Raw genomic sequence first — 25076 nt, forward strand, 5'->3', positions numbered from 1 at the left:
CAGATGCCGAAAGCACCCGGTGGTCCTGTCGCCGGAGTCGCAGGCGTCGTTACGGCCTACCGGCCGACTGCGGAGCTCATAGGCAACGTGGAATCGCTGCTGCGGCAGCTTGCCGTGGTGGTGGTGGTGGACGACGGCGGGGGCCCCGGTTTTGACCACATCTTCGCGGCCCTGGCCGACGGCGGCGCGGTAGTAGTCCGTCTCGAAGCCAACTCAGGCATTGGCGCCGCCTTAAACACAGGCATCCGCAGGGCTCGGGCCATCAGTGACCCCGACTACATCGTGACCGTGGATCAGGACTCCTACCTTCCCGCCGGCTATGTCCAGACACTTCGCGACGCCTCCGCCGGCGCGAAGGCAGCCGGCATCGAGCCGGGCCTGATCTCGCCGTCCACCATTCACGGGAACCCGGTCAAGCGCGCCGGTTCGCGCCACGGGATTCCCCTTGGCAAGGAGCCAATCCAGTCCGGCCTGATGATCCCGGTCGCCACCCTGGATGCGATAGGCGACTTCTGGGAGGAACTGTTCATCGATCTGGTCGATACCGAGTATTACTTCCGTGCCCTCGGTGCCGGCCTCCCCACCGTTCTTGCCCCGGCTGAATTCGACCATTCACTCGGGACGATGGTCGACGCGCGGGTGTTCGGACGGGCCGTTCATGTGGGCGGACGGCCGCCCTTGAAAGTCCGCACCGCAGCGCCCTGGCGCTATTACTACATTTTCCGGAATCGGCTCCTCGTTAGCCTGCGGTACGCCCGCCGCAATCCGCTGTGGGTGACAAGCGGGGTCTGGACCGATGTCCGCCATCTGCTGGTCGTCACCCTGCTCGCGCCGGGACGATCCGGGCGACTCGGCTATGCCCTCAAGGGACTCTCGGACGGCCTCCGCGGGCGCAGCGGCCGCGGCCACGTTAACTGATTTCCGCACCGCCCCCCAGGGCCACCAGGGCCCTGGTTTGGCCGAGCGCAGACAGGTAGGGGAGGATATAGTCCATGCGCGGAATTATTCTTGCCGGTGGGACCGGCTCACGTCTCCATCCCATCACCCACGGCATCAGCAAGCAACTGGTCCCTGTTTACGACAAGCCGATGATCTACTACCCGCTCTCGACGCTGATCCTGGCCGGGATCCGCGACATCCTGATCATCACCACGCCCCATGACGCCGAACAGTTCCAGCGCCTGCTGGGCGACGGTTCACAGTTCGGCATCAGCCTGACCTACGTCCAGCAGCCATCGCCGGACGGCCTCGCACAGGCCTTCATCCTCGGCGAAGAGCACATCGGCCGGGAGACCGTGGCCCTGGTCCTGGGCGATAACATCTTCTACGGCCAAGGCATGGGCACCCAGCTGCGCAAGCACGCCGACATCGACGGCGGCGCTGTCTTCGGCTACTGGGTCAAGGATCCCAAGGCCTACGGCGTGGTCGAGTTCGACGACGCCGGACAGGCCATCTCCCTCGAGGAAAAGCCGGCGCAGCCCAAGTCCCACTACGCCGTGCCGGGCCTGTACTTCTACGACAACGACGTCGTCGACATCGCCAAAAACCTGCAGCCGTCACCGCGCGGCGAACTCGAGATCACGGACATCAACCGCACCTACCTCGAGAAGGGCAAGCTCCGCGTCGAAATCCTGCCCCGGGGCACGGCGTGGCTGGACACCGGCACGTTCAACGACCTGAACGATGCGTCGAACTTCATTCGCACGGTGGAAAACCGCCAGGGGCTCAAGATCGGCGCGCCCGAGGAAATCGCATGGCGCCAGGGCTTCCTCACGGACGACGAACTCCGCCAGCGCGCGACGCCGCTGATCAAAAGCGGCTACGGGTCATACCTGCTCGGTCTCCTAGAGCCGTAACGGCAGCATGTGGTGGTCGGCCTTACCGCAGATTCTCGGAGCAGCTGTTCTCCTGATTTCGCCGGGGCTACTCGTCGCCCTGGCGCTGCGCTTCAGGGGATTCGACGCGCTCGGCCTTGCCCCGGCGCTGTCGGTTGGCCTCATCGTGGCAACGTCGACACTGACTCCATTCGTGAATGTGGCCTTCGGGCTGATCCCGGTAGCGGCCATGGCACTCGCGGTGGCCGCAGCGGGGATGTTCGCTGCGCGGCTTCGCTCCGCCCGTTCTGACGGGCAGCAGCCGGACTCCCCTGGGCCGGGAGCGCTGGACCGGGCTGCGCCGTTTGCCGCCTTCGGCATCGCTGCGTTCCTGATAGCTGCCAGCGCGGTCAAAGTCATCGGCACCCCCCAGGCCTTCTCGCAGACCTACGACGCGGTCTTCCATCTGAACTCGGTCAAATACGCTCTCGATACCGGCCAGGCCTCTTCACTTACCATCGGCGGCATGACCGGCGGCGGTTTCTACCCGGCGGGCTGGAACGCCGTGGCTTCGCTCGTCGCCTCCGTCACCGGAGCGGAGGTGGCCGCCGCCGTCAACATCACGAGCATCGTCCTCGCTGCCGTCTTCTGGCCCCTTGGCTGCCTGCTCATGACCAGGTGGATAGTCGGCACGCGACCGTCGGTGACCATGGGCGCTGCCATCGCTTGCGCCTCCCTGGGCGCGTTCCCCATCCTGATGATGGACTTCGGTGTCCTGTACCCGAATCTGCTGGCCATCAGCATCCTTCCGGCGGGCGTTTCGCTGGCGGCCTCACTCGCCGGTCTGGCTCCCGGACAGCCCCGGCGCGATCTTGCCACGCTTCTGGCGCTGCTGTTGAGCCTCACCGGGCTCGTCGTCGCGCACCCCACCACGTTCATGGCCTGGCTGACGTGGACACTGCCCATGGTGGCCTACCTTGTCGGAAAGACCTTCCCGTCCGTCTGGCGGAACAGAGACACCGGCAGGTACCGCCTTGCGCGGTACCTGGCCGCGGTGACAGCCTACGGCGTCGCCTTCCTCCTCCTGTGGATCTTCCTCCGGCCGCCTGCGGCGGCGGCCTTTTGGGGCCCGTACCACACCATTCCGCAGGCCCTCGGTGAAGCGCTGGCCATAGCCCCCATGGATCTGCCCCCGGCGTGGCTGGTGGCGCCCCTGGCGCTTCTCGGCCTCTGGGTCTGTTTCAGGTACCCGGCGCGCTATGGGTGGATCGGCCTGGTCTTCGTGATCTTCTCGGCGCTGTTCATCACTGTGGCTGGATTTCCCGTCTCACCCGTCAGGGACTTCGTCGGGGGCGTCTGGTACAACGACAGCTACCGCCTCGCGGCGCTCCTGCCGCTCGTGGCGGTGCTGCTGGTAGGTGTCGGATTGAACTGGGTCGCCGAGCGGCTGGCAGCGGCCCGTGGCCGATATCCCGCCCTCAAATACGCCACTGAAGGCCCTGACCGCTGGCAACGTCCGGCGCGGGTCGCATACCGCGCCGCCGTCGGGGCCGTGCTGATACTTGCCGCCATAGTCGTTGGGCAGCAGGGCGGGCTGGAAAAAGAAGTGCAGCAAGCGGCCTCCCGCTACTCACTCGAGGCTGATTCCCCCCTCGTCTCCACCGACGAACTGGCCCTTATCCGGCGGCTCCAATACTCGGTGCCTGCGGACGCCGTCCTGATCAGCAACCCGTACACGGGTGCGGCGCTGTCCTACGCCCTCGGCGACCGGAAGTCGGCGCAACTCCACATCCTCAGCAGCGTCTCCCCGGCAGTCGAGAAGATCTACGAATCGGCAGGGTCGGTGACTACGGATCCCAGCGTCTGCGACGCCGTCCGGCAGGAAAGAGGATTCTATATTTTGGACTTCGGCACTGAGGAAGTCCACGGCGGAAACCACATGGTCGCCGGCCTGACGCATCTGGACACGAACACCGGCCTGCAGCTGATCGACAGCCAGGGCAAGGCCAAGCTCTACAAGTTCACCGTCTGCGGCGTCTGACGGGCACGCACACCGCCGGGGACACCCTAAAGCGTGTCCCCGGCGGCGCTGCTTCTAGTTCTGGTGCGTGGTGGAACGCCGCCGCAGCTCTGCCACAACCTCATGGACGTCCCCGTCCATGACCACCTTGCCGTGCTCGAGCAGCACGCCCCGCTCACAGACGGTGGCGACCAGATCCAGGTCGTGGCTCACCACGAACAGGGTCTTCCCCATTTCCGAGAGTTCTTTGATCTTTGCGATGCACTTGCGCTGGAAGGGCTCGTCCCCCACCGCGAGAATCTCGTCGATCAGGAAGACCTCCGGATCCGTGTGCACGGCGATGGAAAACGCCAGCCGCAGGTACATGCCGGAGGAGTAGAACTTCACCTCGGTGTCGATGAACTCACCGATCTCGGAGAACTCCACGATCGAGTCGAACTTCTCGTCGATCTGCTTCTCGGTCATGCCGAGGATGGCACCGTTGAGGTAGACGTTGTCCCGTCCGCTGAGGTCATGGTGGAAGCCTGCGCCGACTTCAATGAGTCCGGCCACCCGGCCGCGCGTGCGCACCGTTCCGCCGTCGGGCTGCAGGACGCCGGAGATCAGCTTCAGGAGGGTTGATTTTCCCGAGCCGTTGAGTCCCATCAGCGCCACGGTCTCGCCCTGTCTGACCTCCAGCGAAACGTTGTCGAGTGCCAGGAACTTTTTCGACAGGTCGCCCTTCCGGCCCTTCACCAGCCAGACAAGGGCCTCTTTGAGGGAACGGGTGTGGCGCAGGACGAACTGCTTCCGGAGGTCGATGCAGCTGATGGCCACATGGCCGTGCGAGGTCATGTCAGAGCTCCTGTGCGAAGTGGACGGCGAGCCGGCGGAACGTCAGCTGTCCGAGGAACAGCAGGCCGAGGGAGATCATCATGGCGATCGGCAGCCAGAGCGTCAGCAGGCCCGGGGGAATGGTCTCGATCCCCATTTGTTCGGCGTTGAGCGTCGGTTCCCAGAAGACCCAGTGGAAGACCTCGACGGCGACCGTCATCGGGTTGAGCTGGTAGACCCAGAACCAGGAGCCCATCACGTTCTCGACCATCGTCCACACGTAGAGGACCGGTGACGCCCACGTCACCACCATGACGATCATGTCGACGATGTTCTCGGAATCGCGGAAGTAAACGTTGACGGCGCCGAAGATCAGGCCCAGGCCGGTGGCGAGAACCGCGACCATGAGGAAGATCAGGACGGCGGCGGCGATCTGCAGGATTGACGGCGTCCATCCCACAACGAGACAGGCCCCGACCAGCACCAGGAGTTGTGGCAGGAAGTGCGCGGCGGACACCCAGACCGTGGCGACCGGGAAAAGTTCCCGCGGCAGGTAGATCTTCCGGATCAGATCGCGGTTATCGACGATGGACCGGGTGGCGTTGGAGAGGCACTCCGTGAAGAAGTTGACCAGCACAATCCCGGCAAAGAGATAGATCGCATAGTTGGGCGTACCCCGCTGGAGGTCCAGGAAGACGCCAAGCGCCACGAAGTAGATCAGGAACTGCACGAGTGGCTTGACGTACGACCACAGGAGCCCCAGCACGGAGCCCCGGTACCGCACCTTGATTTCCTTGCGCACCAGCAGCTTCAGGAGGAACCGGTCGCCGTAAACATCCAGGAGCCCCCGCCCGCTTCCGGGCTTCAGCATCTGGTCGGTTGGACCCGCCATCTAGTCGCCGTCCTTGGAGTTCGCCTCGAACGTCTTCTTCCACGCGTCGAAGGAGCTGATCTCCGCTACGGCGGACCGGTACTGCCGGGCAAGCGTCTCCCACTCGCGGTAGAGCTGCAGGTGCAGCCTCGTGGTTTCGGTCAGCATGGACTTCAGCTTCTTGGGGTCCCGCTGGTACCAGGACGCGCCCGTGCCTTCGGCGTTGGACACCACGACACTGTCATAGTGGGCCACCCTGTACCAGCGGTTGTCCCGGTGGGCCAGATACCCCTGCGGCCTTTCGGCACTTTCCGGGCCGGGCGCTTTGATCAGCTGCCGCGCGACGGTCTTGATGCCCCAGGGGATGAGCTGCTTCTTGCTGGGCAGCCCCACCACGGTCCCGCCCATCGGTCCGCGGCCGATTTTGGGCGCCGGGAAGTCATCGACGTCGTCCTTCAGCTGGGCGTCCGGGTAGTCGGCCTTCAGGGCGTTGATTTCCGGCAGCTTGGTGCCGAGCACCTGGTGGAGGTCGTCGGGACCCTTCAGGAGGTCGCGCAGCGCTTCGATGTGTCCGTGCTCGGTGAAGTACTGCATCGATACGAGGTGCTTGACGTCGGACTGGAAAGACTCGCGCAGCACCCGGCCGCCCTTGGGGTACGGGCTGTGGATCAGTGTGGTGATCAGCCGGTTACGCGCGTGGAAGTAGGCCTGCCAGCCGACCAGGTCGTCCTTGTCGATCCACGACACGTGCCAGACGGCAGCGCCCGGCATCGAGACCGTGGCGAAGCCGGCTTCCCGGGCGCGCAGTCCGTATTCAGCGTCGTCCCACTTGATGAACAGCGGCAGCGACAGCCCGATTTCCCGGATCACCTTGGTGGGGATCAGGCACATCCACCAGCCGTTGTAGTCCACGTCCACGCGGCGGTGCAGCCACGGGGTCTGGCGAAGGTTCGCGACGCTGAAGTCGTGCCGGGTCTCCATGTCGGCGTGGGGCAGGGCCGGCACGATCCGGTAGGGGTCCACGACCTCGCCGAAGGTGTGCAGGACGCTGCGGTTATAGAGGTCGAACATGTGGCCGCCGACGATCGTCGGCTTGCGGCAGCGGTCGGCGAACGTCAGGAGCCGCACGATGCTTTCGGGTTCGACGACGATGTCGTCGTCGAGCAGCAGGGCGTAGTCACTGCCGTTTTCGACGGCCTCGAACATGCCGCGCGCGAAGCCTCCGGAGCCGCCAAGGTTTGCCTGGTTGATGATCCGGAGCTTGCCGCCGAGGGCATCGCGGACGGCGGCGAAGCCCTCCTGGTCCTCGACTTTCTGCGTGCCCTGGTCCACGATCAGGATTTCCTTGACGTTTTCGAGGACGTCCGGGTTGTCCGCCAGGATGCGGGCGTTGTTCAGGCAGAAGTCAGGCTTGTTCATGGTCGTGATTTCGAGGGTGACCTGCCCCTTGGGGGCGCCCGTTTCCGGCGCTTCCCACTGGGCGCTCTCGAGCACCAGTCCGTCCGCGCTGGCGGCAAGGTCGAACCAGTACCACCCGCCGTCGCCAAACGGCTTCAGCGACAGCTCGAACACCGAGGTGCTGTCGCCGTCGACGTGGACACCGTCGACGCGCTGGACGGAGCCGCGGGCGTTGGACTTGTACACGGTGACCGTGCCGGTGCCGCTGGTCCGGACGACCAGCCGGATGTCCCGAACGGACGTCCAGCGCCGCCAGTAGCTCGCGGCGAAGGCGTTGAAATAGGTGCCGAAGGAGATCTGTTCACCGGACCGGACGCGCATCGAATGCCGGGTGAGGAGGTCCTCGAAGTGCGCCTGCTGGCTGCCGGAGCTGAACATCTGCAGTTTGTCTTCGGGAAGCTTCGGTGTCCGGGCCAGCTCGTCGTTCTCGCGCAGCCGGATGCCGCTGGCCGTCCCGGCGTCCGCGTACAGGGAAACCGTGTCCGGCTGGTCCGCCGAGGGCAGGATGACGCGCTGGATTGTGGCCCAGTCTGTGGTTCCTTCAGCGGCGCTCATGCGTCCACCCCTCCGCTTTCAATCGTGGCGCCGGCCTCGAAATGCGGCCGGATCTTGTTGTCGAACATGGCCAGGGCAGAGCCGATGGCCATGTGCATGTCGAGGTACTTGTACGTGCCGAGCCGTCCGCCGAAGAGGACGTCCTTCTCGGCCGCCGCCAGGTCACGGTACTTGAGCAGGCGCTCCCGGTCCGCGGCGGTGTTGATCGGGTAGTAGGGCTCGTCCCCCTTCTCGGCCGCGCGGGAGAACTCGCGCATGATGACGGTCTTTTCCGTCTGGTAGTCGCGTTCCGGGTGGAAGTGGCGCGGCTCGATGATCCGGGTGTAGGCGACATCGGCGTCGTTGTAGTTGACCACCGACGTCCCCTGGAAATCGCCGACGTCGAGCACTTCTTCCTCGAAGTCGATGGTGCGCCAGGAGAGGTCGCCCTCGGCGAAGTCGAAGTAGCGGTCGACGGGTCCGGTGTAGACCACGGGGATGTTCCCGACGACCTTGTTCTTGCTGTATTCCTGCGACTCGTCGAAGAAGTCGGTGTTGAGGTGGACTTCGATGTTCGGGTGGTCGGCCATCTTTTCGATCCAGGCGGTGTAGCCGTTCGTCGGGAGGCCCTCGTAGGTGTCGTTGAAGTACCGGTTGTCGTAGTTGTAGCGCACCGGGAGGCGGGAGATGATGCCCGCGGGCAGGTCCTTCGGATCCGTCTGCCACTGCTTGCCGGTGTAGTGCTTGATGAACGCCTCGTACAGCGGCCGGCCGATGAGCTGGATGCCCTTGTCGTTCAGGTTCTGCGGATCCGTGCCGGCGAGCTCCCCGGCCTGTTCCAGGATCAGCTCCTTCGCCTGCCCCGGCGTCAGGTTCGCGCGGAAGAACTGGTTGATCGTGGCGAGGTTGATCGGCAGGGAGTAGACCTCACCCTTATGCACGCCGTACACCTTGTGCACGTAGTTGGTGAACGTCGTGAACCGGTTCACGTACTCCCAGACGCGCTCGTTGGAGGTGTGGAACAGATGCGCACCGTAGCGGTGCACCTCGATGCCGGTCTGCTCTTCCTTTTCGCTGTAGGCGTTGCCGCCGATGTGGTGGCGGCGGTCGATGACAACGACCTTCAAGCCCAGCTCTGTGGCGGCCTGTTCTGCGATTGTCAGGCCGAAGAAGCCCGACCCTACGATGACGAGGTCAGCGGTCACAAACTCTCCTGGTTCGAATGCGGGCAGCGCAATGTTGTGCATTGTCTGCTGCTCTAGCCTACCCGAGCGCCCAACGGAATCGGCCACGCACGCCTTCGTCCACATAGGCCGAATACCCTGCCCCGGGTCCGGGAAACCACGCCTACCGTGGGATCCAAACGACGCCGCGGGAAAGGACTGTTCCTCGATGATGCTGCACTGCACCCTGGTTGCGGCTCCGGGGTCCGCCCTCCGCGCCGGACCGGTGGAACTGGCGATCGAGCTGCCCGACAGGTGTCCCGGCGCGGATCTGCAGGCGGTTCTTTCCCGGCGCTACGGCACCGGGACGCTGTCGGTGGGCCGGGTGCCGGTGGCCGACTTGAAGGTCGGGGAGGGCCCCCTCGTCCAGGGGGCCGTTCTGGTGGACGGCGCTGCCCCGGCAGCCGCCCGGGGCATGGCGCCGCTCGCACTGGCCGTGCACAGCGGGCCGGGGGCCGGGCTGGTCTTTCCGTTGCGGCGGGGGCGCTTCCGGATCGGCCGCGGCGGAACGGGGATCGTTATTCCGGATGCCGAACTGTCGCGCGAACATGCGCTGCTGGAGGTGACCGATTCCGCCGTCACCCTCCTCGATCTCGGAAGTGCCAACGGGGTCCGGGTCGACGGAAAGCAGGTCCACAAGGCGGTCGTCTCCACGGATTCCCTGATTTCCTGCGGAGGCTCGTCGATGTCCCTGGTCTTCGGCGGCACCGGGGATCCAGCCAGCCTGGCCGCTGCCGGGTCCGACGTCACGGCACCGCTGGTGGTCAGCAACCCCGCGGCGCACAGCAACAGGGCGGCGCTGCTGCTGGCGGCTGCGCTGCCGCTGGCCATCGGTGTCGGGCTGGCCGTCCTGACCGGAATGTGGATCTTCCTGGCGTTCACCGCCGTGTCCGCGGTTTCGGTTCTCGTGCCCGTCGCCGCGGGCAGGAGGCAGCGCCGCGAACTCCGGGCCGCGGTCGCCGCCGCAGCGCGGGAGGACAAGGAACGACGACGGCGTGCCGCACCATCCGCCGGTGAGCTGTCGCTGGGGGTTGCCTCAGCGGATCCGGGCCCGCTGAGGGTTTCCGCCAGGAACGGCCCGGTCTGGTTGCGGCTCGGACAGGCACAGCAAAGCGCGAATATCCGGCTGGACCCGCCGGATCCCGCGTTCCGCCCGCCGCTGCTCGGCAGGATGCCGGTGACCCTTGATCCCTCGACGGCAGTGACGACGCTGCGTGGCCCGGAACCGTCTGTGGCCGGGCTGGTCAGGTCCTTGGTGGTGCAGCTTGCCGGGTATGCGGCGGCCCGGCGGACCAGGATCCTCATCCACGGTCCAAGCCCGTCGCTGCTTGCCGCGCGCTTCCTGCCGGCCGCAATCCTCTCCGCGCATGAGGGTTCAACGCTGGAGACCCTGGCGGCCGGCCCGGGCCGGGACTATGAGCGCGGGGTCCTGATCATCGTCGCTGCCCTCCGCACGGCCGGGCTGCGCGCCGTGGCGGTCAGCCGCGGCTGGCAGGTGATCGACTGCGCCGGCGAACCGCCCCCGGCTGCCGGCGCGGCCCTGGTTCTCACCGGGCGCACCGCGTGGCTCTCAGCGGCCGGCTCGTCGCTGGAGTTCACTCCGGATCTTGTGCCCTCCGGCGTCTTCGACCGGAATTGCCGCCGGCTGGGGGCACGGGCCCCGGCGCCAGCGCCCGGGACGGGTATCCCCGGGGCCTGTTCGCTGGCGCGGCTGCTGCCGGTCTCCGCAGCGGACGTATCCTCGCGCTGGGCCGAGTCCACGGCCGCGTGCGGGCTTCCCGTCCCGGTCGGTATCGGAAGTTCCGGCCCCCTGCGGCTGGATCTCCAGGCCGACGGTCCCCACTTCCTGGTGGCGGGCACCACGGGATCCGGCAAATCCGAATTCCTCCGGACCCTCGCGGCGGCGTTGGCGGCCGCTCATCCCCCTGACCGGATCAATCTGCTGTTTATCGATTTCAAGGGCGGATCCGGCCTGCGGCCGCTGGCAGGCCTGGCCCACTGCGTCGGGCTCCTCACCGATCTCGACCTTGATGAGGTGGCGCGGACCCTGGTGTCCCTGGGGGCCGAAGTCCGCCGCCGGGAAGTGCTCCTCGCCTCGCATCAGGCCGCCGATCTCACGGCCTATGAGGCACTTGATCCGCGCGGTCCGCCGCTGCCCCATCTGGTCCTCATCATTGATGAATTCAGGATGCTGGTCGACGAGGCGCCTGACGCGCTGGCAGAGCTCATGCGGATCGCTGCCATCGGCCGTTCATTGGGGATCCACCTCATCATGGCTACCCAGCGGCCGCAGGGGGCCGTGTCCGCGGATATCCGCGCGAACGTGACCAGCTGCATCGCCCTGCGGGTTCAATCCGAGCTCGAATCCCTCGACATCATCAATTCCCGGGTGGCGGCCGCCATCCCGGTGACGAGTCCGGGTCGCGCCTACGTGGTCCGCGGAAACGGGGCCCCGGAGGAGTTCCAGACGGCCACCCTCACGCCACCCGTTCCCACGACGGCCCGCGGTCCGACCGTGACGGAGGCGATGGAACTCCTCAACCGCCCGGCCGCCGCCCGGTCCCCCGGCAGTGCGGGCGGCGCGACCCCGCCGCCGCCGTCCGCGGCGGTGGCCCGGCTGGCGGCAGCGGTCACGGCAGCCTGGGCGGCCAGCGGCAGTCCGAACCCGCGCCGTCCTGTCGCGGTGCCCCTGCCCCGGGAGGTGCCGTACCCCGCCGGCGGGGACCGCAGCCGGATCAGGCTGGGGCTGCTGGACCTTCCCGAGGAACAGCGCGTGGCCGAGTTCGGCTGGGATCCGGCCGCGCACGGCCACCTTGGACTGGTCTCGGGGTTCGCCGGTGGTGCCGACGCCGCCCTGAGGCTCATCGTCGAGCAGCTCCTCAACGGCGAGCACGAATCGCATCTGTACGTTCTGGATGCCGCCGGTTCCTTCGGCACAGCGGCCGCCCACCCCAGGGCCGGGGCGGTTGTGGGACTGCACGAGCTGCGCCGGTCGGCGCGGGTGCTCGAGCGCGTTGCCGAAGAACTGCCCCGGAGGCTGGGCACCGCCCGGACGGCCGGCGCGCCTGACCTCGTCCTCGCACTGTGCGGGTGGGGGTCCTGGGTGTCGGCGTTCCGGGCCGGGCCGCTGGCGTGGGCCGAGGACCTGGTCCAGGACATCGTCCGCGACGGCGCCCGGGCGGGGATCACCGTGCTGGTCGCGGGTGAACGCGAGCTGGTCACCTCACGGTTCTTTGCCGCCGTCCCGAACCGGATCTTCCTGCCCGCCGGCTCCACGGAAGAGGGGCGGGTCGCCTGGCCCCGGCTGCCTGCCACCGCGCCGGTAGCCGGTCGGGTGGTGGTCTTCGGGCCGCTGTCTGCTGCGTCCTCGGCGTCCGGCCACGTGGGACAGCTCTTCGAACCCCGCTCCCCCGCCGCCGACGGGCCTGCCCCGGCCGCCCGTACCCGGCCGTTCCGCATCGAGCCGCTTCCCGTGCGGGTGACGGTCGCCGACGTCCGGTCCGGCACCGCGGCCGGCCCGGGTGCGCCGCCGGGCCAGCTGTGCCTCGGGGTCGAAGGCGACGAACTCGTGCCGGCGTACGTCCCGCTGCCTGCCGGGGCTGTCCTGGCCGTCCTTGGTGGCCACGCGTCCGGGAAGACGTCGCTGCTGTCGGCCCTGCCGGGCCTCAATCCCGGCGCGGGCTGGCTTCGGTGCCCGGCGGCGAGGGATCCGGAGCCATGGTGGGCCGGGACCCATGACGCTGCGCTCGCCGGCGCCCTGGACCCGGCGGCGATTCTCGTGGCGGACGACCTCGATCTGCAGTCACCCGGAACCAACAACCGGCTGCTCCTGCTCAACACCCTCGGCTGGCGGGTGGTCCTGACGGCGGGATTCAGCCCGGGCCTTCGGCTGCGGGTGCCGCTGGTGCAGAATGCGGCGGGCCCGGGACGGGGCGTGCTGCTCGCGCCGCGGGCGTTGATGGACGGAGACTTGTTCGCAGTCAGGTTCGAACTGGAGCAGAACCCTCCGCCGGGCCGCGCCGTCCTGATTTCGGACGGGCGGGCACGGGCGGTGCAGTTGGCGTTTGATCCGGCTGCCGACTCCGAGGGCAGCGGACCGTGAACACCGCACGCCGGCCGGACTGCGGGCACGGCGACAGGAACGGCTGCGGGCACGGCTGCAGGAACGGCTACAGGGCGGGCGGTGCCCCGCCGGCGCGTGAAGCGAACGCGATAACCCGCTTGTCGAACAGCAGGACAATGGCAAGAACGGCCGGCACCAGCATGGCCAGGCCCGCCAGCGGGTATCCGCCCGTCAGTGTTGGAAAGCCGATCGTGAGCGTGAAGAGCTGCGCCACCAGGGCGCCGGCGCGCGGCCACCGGTAGCCGCGGAACAGGAAAGTGGATACCGCATAGAGCCAGGCGGAGAAGGCCAGGAGCAGCCCCAGCGTGAACACGGCCCCCCAGAAGGAGAGCACCGGGGCGCCGGTCAGCAGTTGGCTCCCGTACCAGATGGCCGCCACCAGCAGCGCGGTCGCCTCCAGGGCCACGACGATCGCAATCACCAGGATTCCTGCGGGCCGTGCGGGAGCGCCGGTCCCGGCGCCGCCTGCCGGGGTCGCGGCGGGGTCGGCGCCGCGGTTATCGGCAGGTTCGGAGGGGTCTTCAGGGGCGCTTGACACACTGGCACAGTACCGGACATAGTCGGCCAGATGTGAGGTCACCGCCAGCCAATGTGATGCATCGCTCACGATCCCGAGGTATTTTGCAGCCAAGTACCCCTTGTTTACGCAGCGTTAACATGACACGCTTAATCCAGTTGACCAAGGGGGCCCCAGAGGGCCCCTTTCTTATGAAGCCTCTAGTGAATAATTTCACAAAGGCCTTTTAACGTGTGCCCAGGAAATGGAGTGACTGATCAGCATGGATTGGCGTAACCGCGCAGCGTGCCTTGACAAGGACCCGGAGCTATTCTTCCCCGTAGGAAACACCGGCCCAGCCCTCCTGCAGATCGAGGAAGCCAAAAGTGTCTGCCGTCGATGCCCCGTCGTCGACACGTGCCTGCAGTGGGCACTTGAGTCCGGACAGGACGCCGGTGTCTGGGGCGGCATGAGCGAAGACGAGCGCCGCGCCCTGAAGCGCCGCGCTGCCCGCGCCCGCCGCGCCTCCTGACAGCAGGTCCCTGAAGCCGGCCCGCCGGCGATCCGCTGTGAGCGGCAGGACGCACAATGGCCGCAGACCTTCGTCTGCGGCCATTGTGCGTTAACCAACCGATCCGGCGGGCGGCCGGCAGGCCGCAGGACTCAGCCGCCGCGCTACCGTTTCGCCAGGCTCAGGACAATCTGGACAGCGGTGCCGCCGCCCTCCCGGGCCTTCCACTGGATGCTGCCGCCCAGTTCGCTCGTCACCAGGGTCCGCACGATCTGCAGGCCCAGTCCCTCCACATAGGGGGTGGCCGGGATGCCGACCCCGTCGTCCGCCACCGTCACGGTGAGCAGCTCCTCGCCGTCCTCGCTTTCGGAACGGTCCGCGATCAGCCAGACAGTACCGGTCCGGCCCTCCAGGCCGTGTTCGACGGCGTTTGTCACGAGCTCGTTGATCACCAGGGCCAGCGGCGTGGCAAAGTCGCTCGGCAGCTCGCCGAAGAGTCCGGAACGGGCCGTCTTCACCTGCTGTGACGGGGAGGCCACCTCGGCCGAGAGCCGGAACTGCCGGCCGATGAGCTCATCGAAGTCGACGCTCTGGGTCAGGCCCTGCGACAGCGTCTCATGCACGAGGGCAATCGTGGCCACCCGCCGCATCGCCTGTTCGAGTCCCTGCTTGGCCTCGTCGCTGACCATCCGCCGCGATTGCATCCGCAGCAGCGCAGCGACAGTCTGCAGGTTGTTCTTCACGCGGTGGTGGATCTCACGGATTGTGGCGTCCTTGGTCACGAGTTCCATCTCCCGCCGCCGCAGCTCGGAGACGTCGCGGCAAAGCACCAGGGCGCCAAAGCGCTGCTGCTCGTCGCGGAGGGGAATCGCCCGCAGCGACAGGCTGACCCCGCGGGACTCGATTTCACTGCGCCACGGCATGCGCCCGGTGACAACCAGGGGCAGGGTCTCGTCCACCATGCGGCGGTCCCTCAGCAGGCCCGCGGTCACCTCGGCCAGGCTCCGGCCCTCGAGGGACTCGCCGTCACCGAGCCGGCGGAACGCCGAGACCCCGTTGGGGCTCGCGTACTGGACGATACCCTCGGCGTCGAGCCGGATCAGGCCGTCACCGACGCGGGGCGCGCCGCGGCGCGACCCGGTGGGCGAGGCGAAGTCCGGCCACAGCCCCAGGGTCCCCATCCGCAGCAGGTCATAGGCGCACTGCCGGTAGGTCAGCTCCAGCCGTGAGGGCATCCGGGAGCTGGAGAGGTCCATGTGGGTCGTGACGATCGCCAGGGTCCGGCCGTTGCGGACCATCGGCACGGCCTCGACCCGCAGGGCCATCTCGCTGCTCCAGTTGGTCTCGTTGGAGCGCTCAATGGTGCGGCTCTCCCACGCCTTGTCGACCAGGGGCTGCAGGTCCGACCTGATCCCCTCCCCCACGAAGTCGGCATGGAACACCGTATGCGTGGTGGAGGGGCGGACGTGGGCCAGCGCCACGTAGCCGAACTCAGGGTGCGGAAACCACAGCGCCAGGTCCGCGAACGCCAGGTCCGCGACCATCTGCCAGTCGCCGACGAGGAGGTGCAGCCACTCGGCATCCCCCGGCCCGAAATCAGCATGCTCCCTGATAGGGTCCGTAAAGATTGCCACAGCACCTCCATTTGCGACGCCGGCAGCCCAGCTGCCTAGCGTCGGACGATTGACCTCAAGAGCCTCAATGCTACCGACAGCGAGGCCATGTCATCGGCCTCGAGGGCGTTCACCTCGTCAAACATGCTCTTCGCCCGGTCCAGCTGCTCAACATTCTGGCTCTCCCAGGCCAGAAGCCGCTCCTCCGCCGGCAGTTCCGGAGACGTGGCCTCCAGCACCGCCGTCGTCATATCCGAAACGGTCGAGTAAAGATCGTCACGGAGAGCCGCCCGGGCCAGCGCCTGCCAGCGGTCCTTCCGGGGCAGCTTGGTGATGCGTTCCAGCAGCGAGTCGGCGTGGAAGCGGTTGAACACCGTGTAGTAAACATGGGCGATGTTCTCGACGGGTTCCGGGCTGACGTGGACGATCTTGGCGATGTCGAGCAGCACGAAGCTCTCGAACAGTTCCGCCCAGCGGTGGGCCAGGTCCTCGGGCAGGTCCCAGCCGCGCGCCTTCTCAAGCCATTCGGCCACCCGGGCACGGTCGTCGCCGCGCAGGTAGTCCAGCAGGCGTGCCCGCATTGGATCCATCAGCGGCTTGAACTCGCCGACGATCTCGGCAATGGGCCGGGAGGCGTTGCCCTGGCTCAGGACCCACCGCACGGCCCGGTCCAGGAGCCGGCGGATGTCCAGGTGCACGGTGCTCCAGTGCTCCGTGGGGAAGGATGCGGGCAGCTCGTTGAGTTCGGCGACCATGATGTTCAGCTCGTACACCTCGCGGAGCGCCACGAAGGCCTTGGCGACGGCGGCCTCGGTGGCCGAGGTCTCCTCCATGGCACGGAACACGAAGGTGATGCCGCCCATGTTGATCATGTCGTTCGCCACCACAGTCGCGATGATTTCGCGCCGCAGCGGATGGGTGTCGAGCTCGGCGTCGAACCTGTCGCGCAGCTGCTGCGGGAAGTAGGCCCGCAGGGTCTTCCGGAACCACGGGTCCTCGGACAGGTCACTGTCCCGGAGCGCGGAGGCAAGTTCGATCTTGGCGTAGGCCGCCAGCACCGAAAGCTCGGGCGAGGTCAGGCCCTGGCCCTGCTCCAGCCGCTCGCGCAGTGTCTCCGTGGTCGGCAGCGCCTCCAGATCGCGTTTGAGATCGGCGGTCTTCTCCAGCCAGTCCATCAGCCGCTCGTAGCTGGGGCTCCATTCGGAGACCCGCATCCGGTCATTGAGCAGCAGGATGTTCTGGTCGATGTTGTCCTCCAGCACGAGGCGGCCGACTTCGTCGGTCATCGATGCCAGGAAGTCCGAACGCTCCGCGGGATCCAGCTTCCCTGCCGCAACCATCCGGTCCACGAAGATCTTGATGTTGACCTCGTGGTCGGAGCAGTCCACGCCGGCGGAGTTGTCGATCGCATCGGTGTTCAGGATGACACCCTGGAGGGCCGCCTCAATCCGGCCGCGCTGCGTCATGCCCAGGTTTCCGCCTTCACCGACCACCTTCACGCGCAGGTCGCGGCCGTCGACGCGGATGGAGTCATTGGCCTTGTCGCCGACCTCGGCGTTGGTTTCGGTGCTGGCCTTGACGTAGGTGCCGATTCCGCCGTTGTACAGCAGGTCGGCCGGGGCGAGCAGGATCGCGCGCAGCAGTTCGGGCGGGCTGAGCTGGGTGGTCCCGTCGGGCAGTCCGAGCGCCGCCCTGACCTGGTCCGAGACCGGGATGGACTTGGCCTGGCGGGCAAACACCCCGCCGCCCTCGCTGATCATTGACCTGTTGTAGTCGTCCCAGGAGGAGCGGGGCAGCTCGAAGAGCCGCTGGCGCTCGGCGAAGGAGACGGTCTCGTCCGGGGTGGGGTCGAGGAAGATGTGCCGGTGGTCAAAGGCCGCCAGCAGCCGGATGTGCTTGGACAGCAGCATGCCGTTGCCGAACACGTCACCGGACATGTCGCCGACGCCGACGACGGTGAACGGCTCGGACTGCGTGTCCAGGTCCAGCTCGCTGAAGTGGCGCTTGACGGATTCCCAGGCACCGCGGGCGGTGATGCCCATGGCCTTGTGGTCGTAGCCGACGGAGCCGCCGGAGGCGAAGGCATCGCCGAGCCAGAAACCGTATTCGGCGGCGAGGCCGTTGGCGATGTCGGAGAAGGAGGCCGTTCCCTTGTCAGCCGCGACGACGAGGTAGGAGTCGGCGTCGTCGTGCCGTACGACGTCGGCCGGCGGCACCAGCTGCTCGCCCTCCGGCGTCGTGACGAGGTTGTCGGTGACGTCCAGGAGTCCGCGGATGAAGGTCTTGTAGCTTTCGACGCCCTCCGCCATCCACGCGGTGCGGTCCGCGGCCGGGTCCGGGAGCTGCTTGGCGTAGAACCCGCCCTTGGCTCCGGTGGGCACAATCACGGCGTTCTTGACCGTCTGGGCCTTGACCAGGCCGAGGATCTCGGTGCGGAAATCCTCGCGCCGGTCCGACCAGCGCAGCCCGCCGCGGGCGACCTTGCCGAAGCGCAGGTGCACGCCTTCGACCCGGGGCGAGTAGACCCAGATCTCGAACATGGGCCGCGGGAACGGCAGGCCCTCCATGGCGGACGGGTTCAGCTTGAAGCTCAGGTGCGGCTTGTTCTGGTAGTAGTTGGTCCGCAGCGTCGCCAGGATCAGGTTCTTGAAGGTCCGCAGCACCCGGTCGGCGTCGAGGGTCGCGACCTGTTCGATGGCGGCGTTCAGTCCGGTGAGGACCTCGTCCTGCCTGGTCCGGCGTGCCTCCTCGTCCAGCGAGGGATCGAAGCGGGCTTCGAACAGGGCGCTGAGCCCGCGGTTGACGTCCGGGTTGGCCAGCAGGGTGTCGGACAGGAAGCCGTAGGAGTTGGTGTTGCCCATTTGCCGCATGTACTTGGCATAGGCGCGCAGCACAACGACCTGGCGCCAGTGCATTCCCTCGCGCAGGACGAGCCGGTCGAAGCTGTCCGATTCCACCGCACCGGACACCGCGGCACCGAAGGAGTCCGCGAGCAGTTGGCCGGTCTTGAGCGGGTCCACCCCGGCCGGGTACTTCAGGCCCAGGTCGTAGAGGAAGAAGTCCCGGTGGTCGGCGGTTTCGATCTCGAACGGGCGCTCGTCCAGGACTTCCAGGCCCAGGTTGTGGAAGTAGGGCAGGATCTGGCTCAGGCTCTTGGGTTCGAGCATGTAGAGCTTGACGCGGGCGTCCTCTTCCAGCGTCGCGCCGGCGCCGTCCGGGAGGTAGACGTGGACGCCGGGATGTTCCTTGACGGCTTCCCCGGCCCGGGCGGCGGCGGCACCGTACTTCTCGAAGCGGGCGATGTCCTCAAGGGCATCCTCCACCTCGTAGTCGACGCGGTAGCTCGCCGGGAAGGCCTCGGCCCATACGGCGGCAAGCTCCTTGGCGCGGTTTTCCTTGATGCCGCCGGCGCCGTCGGCACGGGCGTGCAGGACCTCGGCGATGCCTTCGCTCCACGAGCGGGCCGCGCGGACCAACCGCTTTTCGAGGTCGTCGGTGTTGACGTTGCCGACATCGGCGTTCTTCGGAAGCCGGATCCGGAAGAAGAGCCGCGCCAGGGCGGATTCGGTCATCCGCGCCTCGTAGTCGATGGACACGGCGTTGAAGGTCTCGCGCAGTTCCTGCTCGATGCGCAGCCGCACGTTGGTCGTGTACCGGTCGCGCGGAAGGTAGACGAGGGCGGACATAAAGCGGCCGTAGATGTCCGGCCGCAGGAACAGCCGGGTCCGGCGGCGTTCCTGCAGCCGCTGGATGCTCGTGGCAATGGCGGCCAGGTCGGGGATCTCGATCTGGAAGAGCTCGTCGCGGGGGTAGGTTTCGAGGATGCCCAGCAGGTCCTTGCCAGAATGTGAATCCGGCGGGAAGCCGGCATCCCGCAGGACCGCGGCGACCTTCTCCCGGACCACGGGGATGTCACGCACGGATCCGGCGTACGCGGTGGTGGCGAAGAGTCCGATGAAGCGTCGTTCGCCGTTGACATTGCCGGCTGCGTCGAAGCTCTTGACGCCGATGTAGTCCAGGTAGGCCGAGCGGTGAACGGTGGAGCGTGAGTTGGCCTTGGTGATGACGAGTGCGCGCTTTTCGCGTGCCTTCTTGCGGCCGGTCTCCGTGAGGTGCTGGATCTGGTGCGGTGTGTCGGCGCTGGCGCGCAGCAGCCCCAGTCCGCTCTCCTCCCGGGGTTCCAGGACATCCTCGCCGGATTCGTTCTTGAGGTCGTATTCGCGGTAGCCGAGGAAGGTGTAGTTCCCGTCGTCCAGCCAGCGCAGCAGTTCCTGGGCCTGGCGGAGTTCGGCGATCTGCGCCGGATTGGCGAGCTTGTCCAGGTCCGCCGCGATCTGGATGGCCCGGTTCCGCATCTTCGGCCAGTCCTCGACGGCGGCGCGCACATCGTTGAGCACCCGGCCGATGCCCTCGGTCAGCGCCGCGCGCTTCGCGTCGTCGACGCGGTCGATTTCGACGGCGATCCAGGACTCCATGTGGGAGGCGTTGTCGCCCTGGGCGATCAGGTGCGACAGGTTGGGCATCGCCGCCGTGTCGCCGCTGGAGATGCCCAGGTGCGAGGGAACCCGGGCGACCCGAACCAGCTCCCCGGTCTCACGATTGCGGGTCACGACGAACAGCGGGTGCATCACCAGGTGGATGGGGGCGTTCTGCCGGACCAGTTCGGCGTTGACCGAGTCAACGAGGAAGGGCATATCGTCGGTGACGATGTAGACGACACTGCGGTCGGCTTCGTCGGAGATGGTGATGTTGGCGTTGCCCGGGAAGCGCTGTGCCGCCGTTTGGCGGTGCGTCTGCGCCCGTGCCGCGAGCAACTCCGCGGGATAAGCCCGGGCGTCTTCCCCGGCGATGTGCTCGTAGTAGTCCCGCAGGTAGCCTTCTCCGGCACCGATCGAAACGGGTTGATCCTCCACGCTGGACCCAGACGACATCGACAAACGCCTCCATCAAGAAAGTTCATGGCCGCTTCCTTGCGGCCCTCATGGCGAGCCTAGCCCTTAAGCAGGCGCTTCGCTGTGGTGGAAAATACAGAGGATCGGCTGTTTTGCTGGACGGGTGCACAAACCAATCCGGCGATGCCCTTCCGGAGCGGGGAATCCGGCGCAGCTTCGAGCAGCAGCGATCCGGAAAGCAGGGCCGCATCACTCGAGACGGGATCTGCCGGGAGGAACGCCGACAGCGGCGCGGTCGGGCCGTACCGCTCCCAGGCGTCGCGCAGTTGCCGCTCCGGGGAACGCCCCACCGCGGACTGACGGACCTTGTTCAGCACCACCCGCGGGGACGCCTGCGGGACGGCCGCTTCCAGTTCGGCCAGACCCCGGACCAGCCGCGGGACGCCGATCGAGTCAGCCGCCCCGACGGCGAACACGGTGTCCGCCAGTTCAAGGCTCCTCAGCGTCGCGGCGTTCCGGCGCGGCGCCATCGTGTCGAAACTCAGCTCTTCGTCGCTTTCGAGGCAGAATCCCGTATCGACAACGGTGACGTCCACGACCTGCCGGGCACGAGCCAGGACGAGGGACAGCGCCGCGGCGCGAAGTTCAGTCCAGCGGTCCGCCCGGGTGATCCCGGTCAGCACTCTGAAGGTTCCCGCCCTGGTCACCACGGGCGCCGCAATCCGGAGCAGCGCTTCGGCGTCGAGGAGGCCCTGATCGGCCAGACGGCAGGCCTGCGCGAGACCTGCGGCTTCGTCCAGGAGTCCCAGCATGGCTGCGACGCTGGCACCGTAGCTGTCGGCATCCACCAGCAACACCGATTTACCCTCGGCGGCGAGTTCGGCCGCCATGTTGGCCGCGAGCATGGTCCGGCCCGGCGATCCGGCCGGGCCCCACACCGCAATGATCTGCCCGGCGCCGGATCCTTCCGGCCCCGCGGCGGCAGCACGTCCGGAGTGGCCGGGGGTCGCGCCGGGCCCCTCCGCGGCAGCAGCGCCGGAACGGCCGGGCGTCGGGGCGTCGGTAGAGCCGGGGCCGTCTGCGCGCCGAAGCCGCGGGTCAGGGCCGGCCAGGCGTGCCACCGCCCCCGCGATGCGGCTGGCGAGGGCCGCGGCGTCGACTCCGGTGATGTCGGTGTCCACGCCGATCCCCTGCAGCCGGGCCTTTTCCTCCGGACTGTCGGTCAGGGCCAGGACGGCCACACCGACGGCGGACAGCCGGTCGACCAGCGACGCCGTCAACTCCTCGCTGCCCTGCGCCACGACGGCGGCCCGGGCCAGGCCGCCCTGGCACGCCGCCAGCAGTTCCGCCAGTTCGCTGCACCGCCGGACGACGGACACCGGCCCGTGAAGCCGCTCCAGCCTGCCGACCAGGTCCTCCCGCGAATCCCCGACAGTGACGACCGGGATGCTCATCGGCCTGTGCCTCCCGGGTTCCAGACCACGGAGATCTTCGCCTTGTTAGCCTGCGCGCCCAGCAGATTGGGCATCTGCCCGTCCGTCACCAGCACCATCACGACGGTGGACCGGTCCGACCCCAGTGCGGTGCTGCCCGGGGCGATCTGGGCGATTTCTGCGCCCGGCAACAGCAGGGTCGGCTGGATGAACCCGTTCCGGTCGTCGGGCAGCGCAACCCAGACATCCACCCGTGACCCGGCAACCGCCTGCGGCGGCAGCGCCTCATCGATGGTGACCGCGACCGGTTTCCGGTCCAGGCCATCGACCTGCCCGAAGCTCCCCCGCGGCACCAGTTGGTCCTTGCCGATTCTCTGGACGGCAACGAGCCCGTCGGGCACGCCGGACGCGGGCGTCAGATACTGCTGCTCCACATCGCCCAGACGGACTTTGACGCGGTTCAATTTGTCCGGGGTCAGCTTTTCGCCCACGGCGATCGCCTCGCGTGCGGTGTAGGCCTCCGCTGTCTGGTCCGCGGCGCCGACGAGGGAGACGACTCCTGCAACGGAGGCCAGGACGAGCAGGATACCGATGAGCAGCCTGGGATCTTTCCAGGATGGTTTCTTCAGCCGCGCCCCGCCGGCCACCGCGCTCCCACTCATGCGCCTGCTCCCCCCGTAGTCGCCGCCCGGCACCGGCCGGGCCTCATCATTGTTACGCCTTCGCGCCGTGACGGGAAGGTGCCGGGACAAAGAAGTGCAAACTGTGGATATCGGCCTCAGACGAAGCCATTGGTGGCAAAATGAAGTTATGCCCCGATTCCTGACCCTTGCCGACGTCGCAGAGCAGCTCCAGATCAACGCCCCGGCTGCCTACGCGCTCGTGCGCAGCGGCCAGCTCAAGGCCATTCAGGTGGGCGGCCGCGGCCAGTGGCGTGTCGAGGAAAAGATGCTCGAGCAGTACATCGAGGAGCGGTACGCCGAGGCAAGCAGGATGATCGAAGAGGCCAAGTCCAAGACTCGCTGAGCCCGGCGTCGACTCACTGAGCCGGGCGTCCCGCGTGCGCTGCGGCGCCGGCCCCTTCATTGTGCTTCCTAGCCCGGGGCCCGGGCCGACCTGATGCCGGCCAGCGCGGCAAAAGGGATGGTCGCCAGCTGCCGGACGTTGGCCGCCCGCCGGTCCTCGCCCTCGCCGGTGACCGCCAGCTCAAGGTAGTCGCGACCGACCCGGTCAATTACGCCGTGGAGCGTCGTTTCACCCGTCGAGCCGCCGGAGATCAGGACGGCGAGGCCGGTGCGGTCCCGTGCCAGTCCGCGCAAGGCGCTGGCCAGGCCCAGTCTTTGCCGGACCCTGGACGGCTCGGGCACGGCGAGCCGCGAGAGCCCGAGATAGCGGACGGCCGATGCATAGGGAACCAGCACCTGGTGCGTCGGTTCATCCAGCAGGAGCGCCTGGCTCCCAGCGTGGCTCAGGGTCCCTTGGAACGTCGATCCGGACGCAAGTTCGACGACGATCAGCAGCCCCAGCGAGCCGCGCAGCCGGTCTGCGAGTTCCACCGCCGCCGACTCCGTCCGGGTCCGTTCCGCGATTTCCGCGTCGAGATCCAGGCGCTCGCTGGCGGCCAGCTGCGTCTCCAGGTCATCGAACAGGGCATCCCAGCGCATGGCGTCAGCGTAGACGCGCCGGGCCGCAAGGGTCAACAACGTCTTTTTGAATTATCTCTGGACAAATGCATTCCTGAGGGATCAAACTGTTCGTAACAAGATCAAACAGTATCAAACGGTATCAAACGCCATCAGTTCAGGTGTTATTTCAGGTGAGGCGGTCGGACCATGAGCGCAGCAGAATTCCCACCAGCCGGGCGCCGGCGCGCATTTCACGCCGACGCGGCCATGGCCGCCGTCATCCTGTTGCTCGGAGTCATCCTTGCCGCAATCGGCGGAAGCAACGTCCAGCGCTGGCGGTCATCCCCGGGCCGGCAGCTGCCCCTCGGGTTTGAGGACCAGCTTGGCGTTGCGGCCAACACCGCCGGCCTGATCGTCATCGTCTGGTGGGGGATGTCCTGTGTCATTGCTGTTGCGGCGGCACTCCTCGACCGTTGCGGAAACGCCCGCGCCGCCTCGGCTGCCGGAAAATTCACGCCCGCCTTCATGCGCCGTCTCGCCCTGGCCGCGGTCGGACTCCAGCTGGTCACCGCACCGCTGGCCGCCGCCTCTCCCCTGCCGGCCGGCCCCGGAACCCCAGGGTCCGCGCCGGCAGCATCCGCCGCGTGGACGCCGCCGGCGGCCCCGGCCACAACCGGGACTCCGCGGCCCGCCACCATCGCACCCCCCGGGCCGCAGCCGGACGCTCCGGCCGTGGCCCAGCCACAATGGCGGCCACTCAGCCCCGTCGTCGAACCCGGCCCCCTGGCGGGACGCCCGCTGCGGCAACAGCAGCCCGGCGCCCAGTCCGCGGAGGTGACGGTCCGCGCCGGAGATTCGCTGTGGAGCCTGTCGTCTGCCCGGCTGGGGCCCTTCGCCTCCGACGTCGACATCGCCCTGGACTGGCCCCTGATCTATCAGGCCAACAGGGACATCATCGGCGGGAACCCCAACCTCCTGAGGCCGGGCCAGGTGCTCCAGCTTCCGCCCGGGCACTGAATCCGCAGACGCCGCGGGAAACATCAGCGGCTCCACCGTAACCACCAGCAACACCAGAACCGCACGGCAGTCCAAACCGCCAGCCAACAGCAAAGGAATCCGACATGAGCGCCCTGCCCAGCCCCCGCGCCGCCGCGGGAGCCCCCGCATCCCCTGCCACGCCCCTGCGCCTGGTCCCCGGGGGCGCCGACCCGGCCACCCCGGTGGCCACCCCCGCGTCCGGTCCCGGCATTCCGGCGACGCCGCTGCGCGTCACCGATGAGGACCGCGAGATCTGTGCGATCTGCCGCAGCACGGTACAGGCCGCCATCGAGGTGCTGGCCGGCACCCGGCCGGCGCAGCAGCTCGCCCGGCGGCTCGACGAACGCTGCCTTGCGGCCCTGCAGCACCGGGCCGCCCTGACCCGGAGGGTGCCGTGCGGGGCGTCACCGACCGCCGGACGCCTGCACCGCAATCCCTCGGTCCGCTCGGTCCGGGCCTGCCGGGTCTCCGATGACGTCTATGAGGCCAGTGCCGTCGTGGTCGAGGAGCTGCGGGTCCGGGCGGTCGCGTTGAGGCTGGAGCGAAGCAGGCTTGCCTGGCGGGTCACCGTGCTGGAAATCGGCTGACAGCCAGGGTAAGCCGTCCGTGGAA

18 protein-coding genes are annotated in these 25076 nt (G+C 67.7%); 8 read left to right on the forward strand and 10 right to left on the reverse strand.

Annotated elements, in window-relative coordinates; translation table 11 throughout:
* The first annotated feature begins 3 nt into the window (after positions 1–3).
* The 3 genes from J2W14_RS06170 (at position 4) to J2W14_RS06180 (ending at position 3855) form a co-directional block, all read left to right on the forward strand.
* Entirely contained in the window at positions 4–918 is a 915-nt protein-coding gene (locus J2W14_RS06170; protein ID WP_307459904.1) for a glycosyltransferase, read from the forward strand.
* Between the two features lie 74 nt (positions 919–992).
* Positions 993–1856 (forward strand): glucose-1-phosphate thymidylyltransferase RfbA, encoded by an 864-nt coding sequence (rfbA, locus tag J2W14_RS06175; RefSeq protein ID WP_307459907.1) that lies wholly within the window; start codon positions 993–995, stop codon positions 1854–1856.
* Between the two features lie 7 nt (positions 1857–1863).
* Positions 1864–3855: a DUF6541 family protein gene (locus tag J2W14_RS06180; protein WP_307459909.1), complete on the forward strand. Its 1992-nt coding sequence runs from the start codon at positions 1864–1866 to the stop codon at positions 3853–3855.
* A 54-nt stretch (positions 3856–3909) separates the two neighbouring features.
* Here the strand turns inward: J2W14_RS06180 and J2W14_RS06185 are convergent, their stop codons facing one another.
* The 4 genes from J2W14_RS06185 to glf are packed head-to-tail and all read right to left on the reverse strand — an operon-like array spanning position 3910 to position 8715.
* Positions 3910–4668 (reverse strand): ABC transporter ATP-binding protein, encoded by a 759-nt coding sequence (locus tag J2W14_RS06185; RefSeq protein ID WP_307459912.1) that lies wholly within the window; start codon positions 4666–4668, stop codon positions 3910–3912.
* Between the two features lies 1 nt (position 4669).
* On the reverse strand, positions 4670–5539 hold the full coding sequence (locus J2W14_RS06190; protein ID WP_307459914.1) for an ABC transporter permease: 870 nt from the start codon (positions 5537–5539) through the stop codon (positions 4670–4672).
* Positions 5540–7531, reverse strand: a complete 1992-nt coding sequence (locus tag J2W14_RS06195) for a glycosyltransferase (RefSeq protein ID WP_307459916.1) — start codon at positions 7529–7531, stop codon at positions 5540–5542. It abuts the gene before it with no gap.
* Positions 7528–8715, reverse strand: coding sequence for a UDP-galactopyranose mutase (gene glf, locus J2W14_RS06200; RefSeq protein ID WP_307459918.1), 1188 nt, complete (start codon positions 8713–8715; stop codon positions 7528–7530). The genes J2W14_RS06195 and glf overlap by 4 nt, the downstream gene beginning before the upstream one ends.
* A 187-nt stretch (positions 8716–8902) precedes the next feature.
* Between glf and J2W14_RS06205 the strand changes: the two genes are divergently transcribed.
* The gene (locus J2W14_RS06205; protein WP_307459921.1) at positions 8903–12835 is read left to right on the forward strand and encodes an FtsK/SpoIIIE domain-containing protein; all 3933 of its coding nucleotides are present in this window, start codon (positions 8903–8905) and stop codon (positions 12833–12835) included.
* Positions 12836–12902: 67 nt separating this feature from the next.
* Here J2W14_RS06205 and J2W14_RS06210 read toward each other — a convergent pair whose 3' ends face one another.
* On the reverse strand, positions 12903–13394 hold the full coding sequence (locus J2W14_RS06210) for a hypothetical protein (RefSeq protein WP_370871205.1): 492 nt from the start codon (positions 13392–13394) through the stop codon (positions 12903–12905).
* Between the two features lie 241 nt (positions 13395–13635).
* Between J2W14_RS06210 and J2W14_RS06215 the strand changes: the two genes are divergently transcribed.
* Entirely contained in the window at positions 13636–13884 is a 249-nt protein-coding gene (locus J2W14_RS06215; RefSeq protein ID WP_003804966.1) for a WhiB family transcriptional regulator, read from the forward strand.
* A 143-nt stretch (positions 13885–14027) separates the two neighbouring features.
* Here the strand turns inward: J2W14_RS06215 and J2W14_RS06220 are convergent, their stop codons facing one another.
* The 4 genes from J2W14_RS06220 to J2W14_RS06235 are packed head-to-tail and all read right to left on the reverse strand — an operon-like array spanning position 14028 to position 22463.
* Positions 14028–15497 carry a sensor histidine kinase gene (locus J2W14_RS06220; RefSeq protein ID WP_307459923.1) on the reverse strand — a complete coding sequence of 490 codons (1470 nt, stop codon included), beginning with the start codon at positions 15495–15497 and terminating at the stop codon, positions 14028–14030.
* Between the two features lie 35 nt (positions 15498–15532).
* Complete coding sequence (locus J2W14_RS06225) at positions 15533–20407, reverse strand: NAD-glutamate dehydrogenase (RefSeq protein WP_307459926.1); 4875 nt, start codon at positions 20405–20407, stop codon at positions 15533–15535.
* Positions 20408–20466: 59 nt separating this feature from the next.
* Positions 20467–21822, reverse strand: a complete 1356-nt coding sequence (locus J2W14_RS06230; RefSeq protein WP_307459928.1) for an AAA family ATPase — start codon at positions 21820–21822, stop codon at positions 20467–20469.
* Positions 21819–22463, reverse strand: a complete 645-nt coding sequence (locus tag J2W14_RS06235; protein WP_307459931.1) for a hypothetical protein — start codon at positions 22461–22463, stop codon at positions 21819–21821. The genes J2W14_RS06230 and J2W14_RS06235 overlap by 4 nt, the downstream gene beginning before the upstream one ends.
* A gap of 148 nt (positions 22464–22611) precedes the next feature.
* On the opposite strand from J2W14_RS06235, the gene J2W14_RS06240 reads away from it, so the two are divergent.
* Complete coding sequence (locus J2W14_RS06240; protein WP_307459933.1) at positions 22612–22827, forward strand: helix-turn-helix domain-containing protein; 216 nt, start codon at positions 22612–22614, stop codon at positions 22825–22827.
* 68 nt (positions 22828–22895) lie between these two features.
* Here the strand turns inward: J2W14_RS06240 and J2W14_RS06245 are convergent, their stop codons facing one another.
* Complete coding sequence (locus J2W14_RS06245) at positions 22896–23501, reverse strand: hypothetical protein (RefSeq protein WP_307459935.1); 606 nt, start codon at positions 23499–23501, stop codon at positions 22896–22898.
* Between the two features lie 132 nt (positions 23502–23633).
* Between J2W14_RS06245 and J2W14_RS06250 the strand changes: the two genes are divergently transcribed.
* Positions 23634–24443 (forward strand): LysM peptidoglycan-binding domain-containing protein, encoded by an 810-nt coding sequence (locus tag J2W14_RS06250; RefSeq protein WP_307459938.1) that lies wholly within the window; start codon positions 23634–23636, stop codon positions 24441–24443.
* 104 nt (positions 24444–24547) lie between these two features.
* Positions 24548–25051, forward strand: a complete 504-nt coding sequence (locus tag J2W14_RS06255; RefSeq protein WP_307459941.1) for an Rv3235 family protein — start codon at positions 24548–24550, stop codon at positions 25049–25051.
* Positions 25052–25076 lie beyond the last annotated feature (25 nt).

The sequence above is a fragment of the Pseudarthrobacter oxydans genome (assembly GCF_030812335.1).
Taxonomy (GTDB): domain Bacteria; phylum Actinomycetota; class Actinomycetes; order Actinomycetales; family Micrococcaceae; genus Arthrobacter; species Arthrobacter oxydans_B.

Coding starts and splice junctions, on each gene's coding strand:
- J2W14_RS06205 (WP_307459921.1), top strand. CDS start 8,903: ATGATGCTGCACTGCACCCTGGTTGCGGCTCCGGGGTCCGCCCTCCGC.
- J2W14_RS06240 (WP_307459933.1), top strand. CDS start 22,612: ATGCCCCGATTCCTGACCCTTGCCGACGTCGCAGAGCAGCTCCAGATC.
- J2W14_RS06190 (WP_307459914.1), bottom strand. CDS start 5,539: ATGGCGGGTCCAACCGACCAGATGCTGAAGCCCGGAAGCGGGCGGGGG.
- J2W14_RS06195 (WP_307459916.1), bottom strand. CDS start 7,531: ATGAGCGCCGCTGAAGGAACCACAGACTGGGCCACAATCCAGCGCGTC.
- J2W14_RS06235 (WP_307459931.1), bottom strand. CDS start 22,463: ATGAGTGGGAGCGCGGTGGCCGGCGGGGCGCGGCTGAAGAAACCATCC.
- rfbA (WP_307459907.1), top strand. CDS start 993: ATGCGCGGAATTATTCTTGCCGGTGGGACCGGCTCACGTCTCCATCCC.
- J2W14_RS06250 (WP_307459938.1), top strand. CDS start 23,634: ATGAGCGCAGCAGAATTCCCACCAGCCGGGCGCCGGCGCGCATTTCAC.
- J2W14_RS06215 (WP_003804966.1), top strand. CDS start 13,636: ATGGATTGGCGTAACCGCGCAGCGTGCCTTGACAAGGACCCGGAGCTA.
- J2W14_RS06185 (WP_307459912.1), bottom strand. CDS start 4,668: ATGACCTCGCACGGCCATGTGGCCATCAGCTGCATCGACCTCCGGAAG.
- J2W14_RS06225 (WP_307459926.1), bottom strand. CDS start 20,407: ATGTCGTCTGGGTCCAGCGTGGAGGATCAACCCGTTTCGATCGGTGCC.
- J2W14_RS06180 (WP_307459909.1), top strand. CDS start 1,864: ATGTGGTGGTCGGCCTTACCGCAGATTCTCGGAGCAGCTGTTCTCCTG.
- J2W14_RS06255 (WP_307459941.1), top strand. CDS start 24,548: ATGAGCGCCCTGCCCAGCCCCCGCGCCGCCGCGGGAGCCCCCGCATCC.
- J2W14_RS06170 (WP_307459904.1), top strand. CDS start 4: ATGCCGAAAGCACCCGGTGGTCCTGTCGCCGGAGTCGCAGGCGTCGTT.
- J2W14_RS06230 (WP_307459928.1), bottom strand. CDS start 21,822: ATGAGCATCCCGGTCGTCACTGTCGGGGATTCGCGGGAGGACCTGGTC.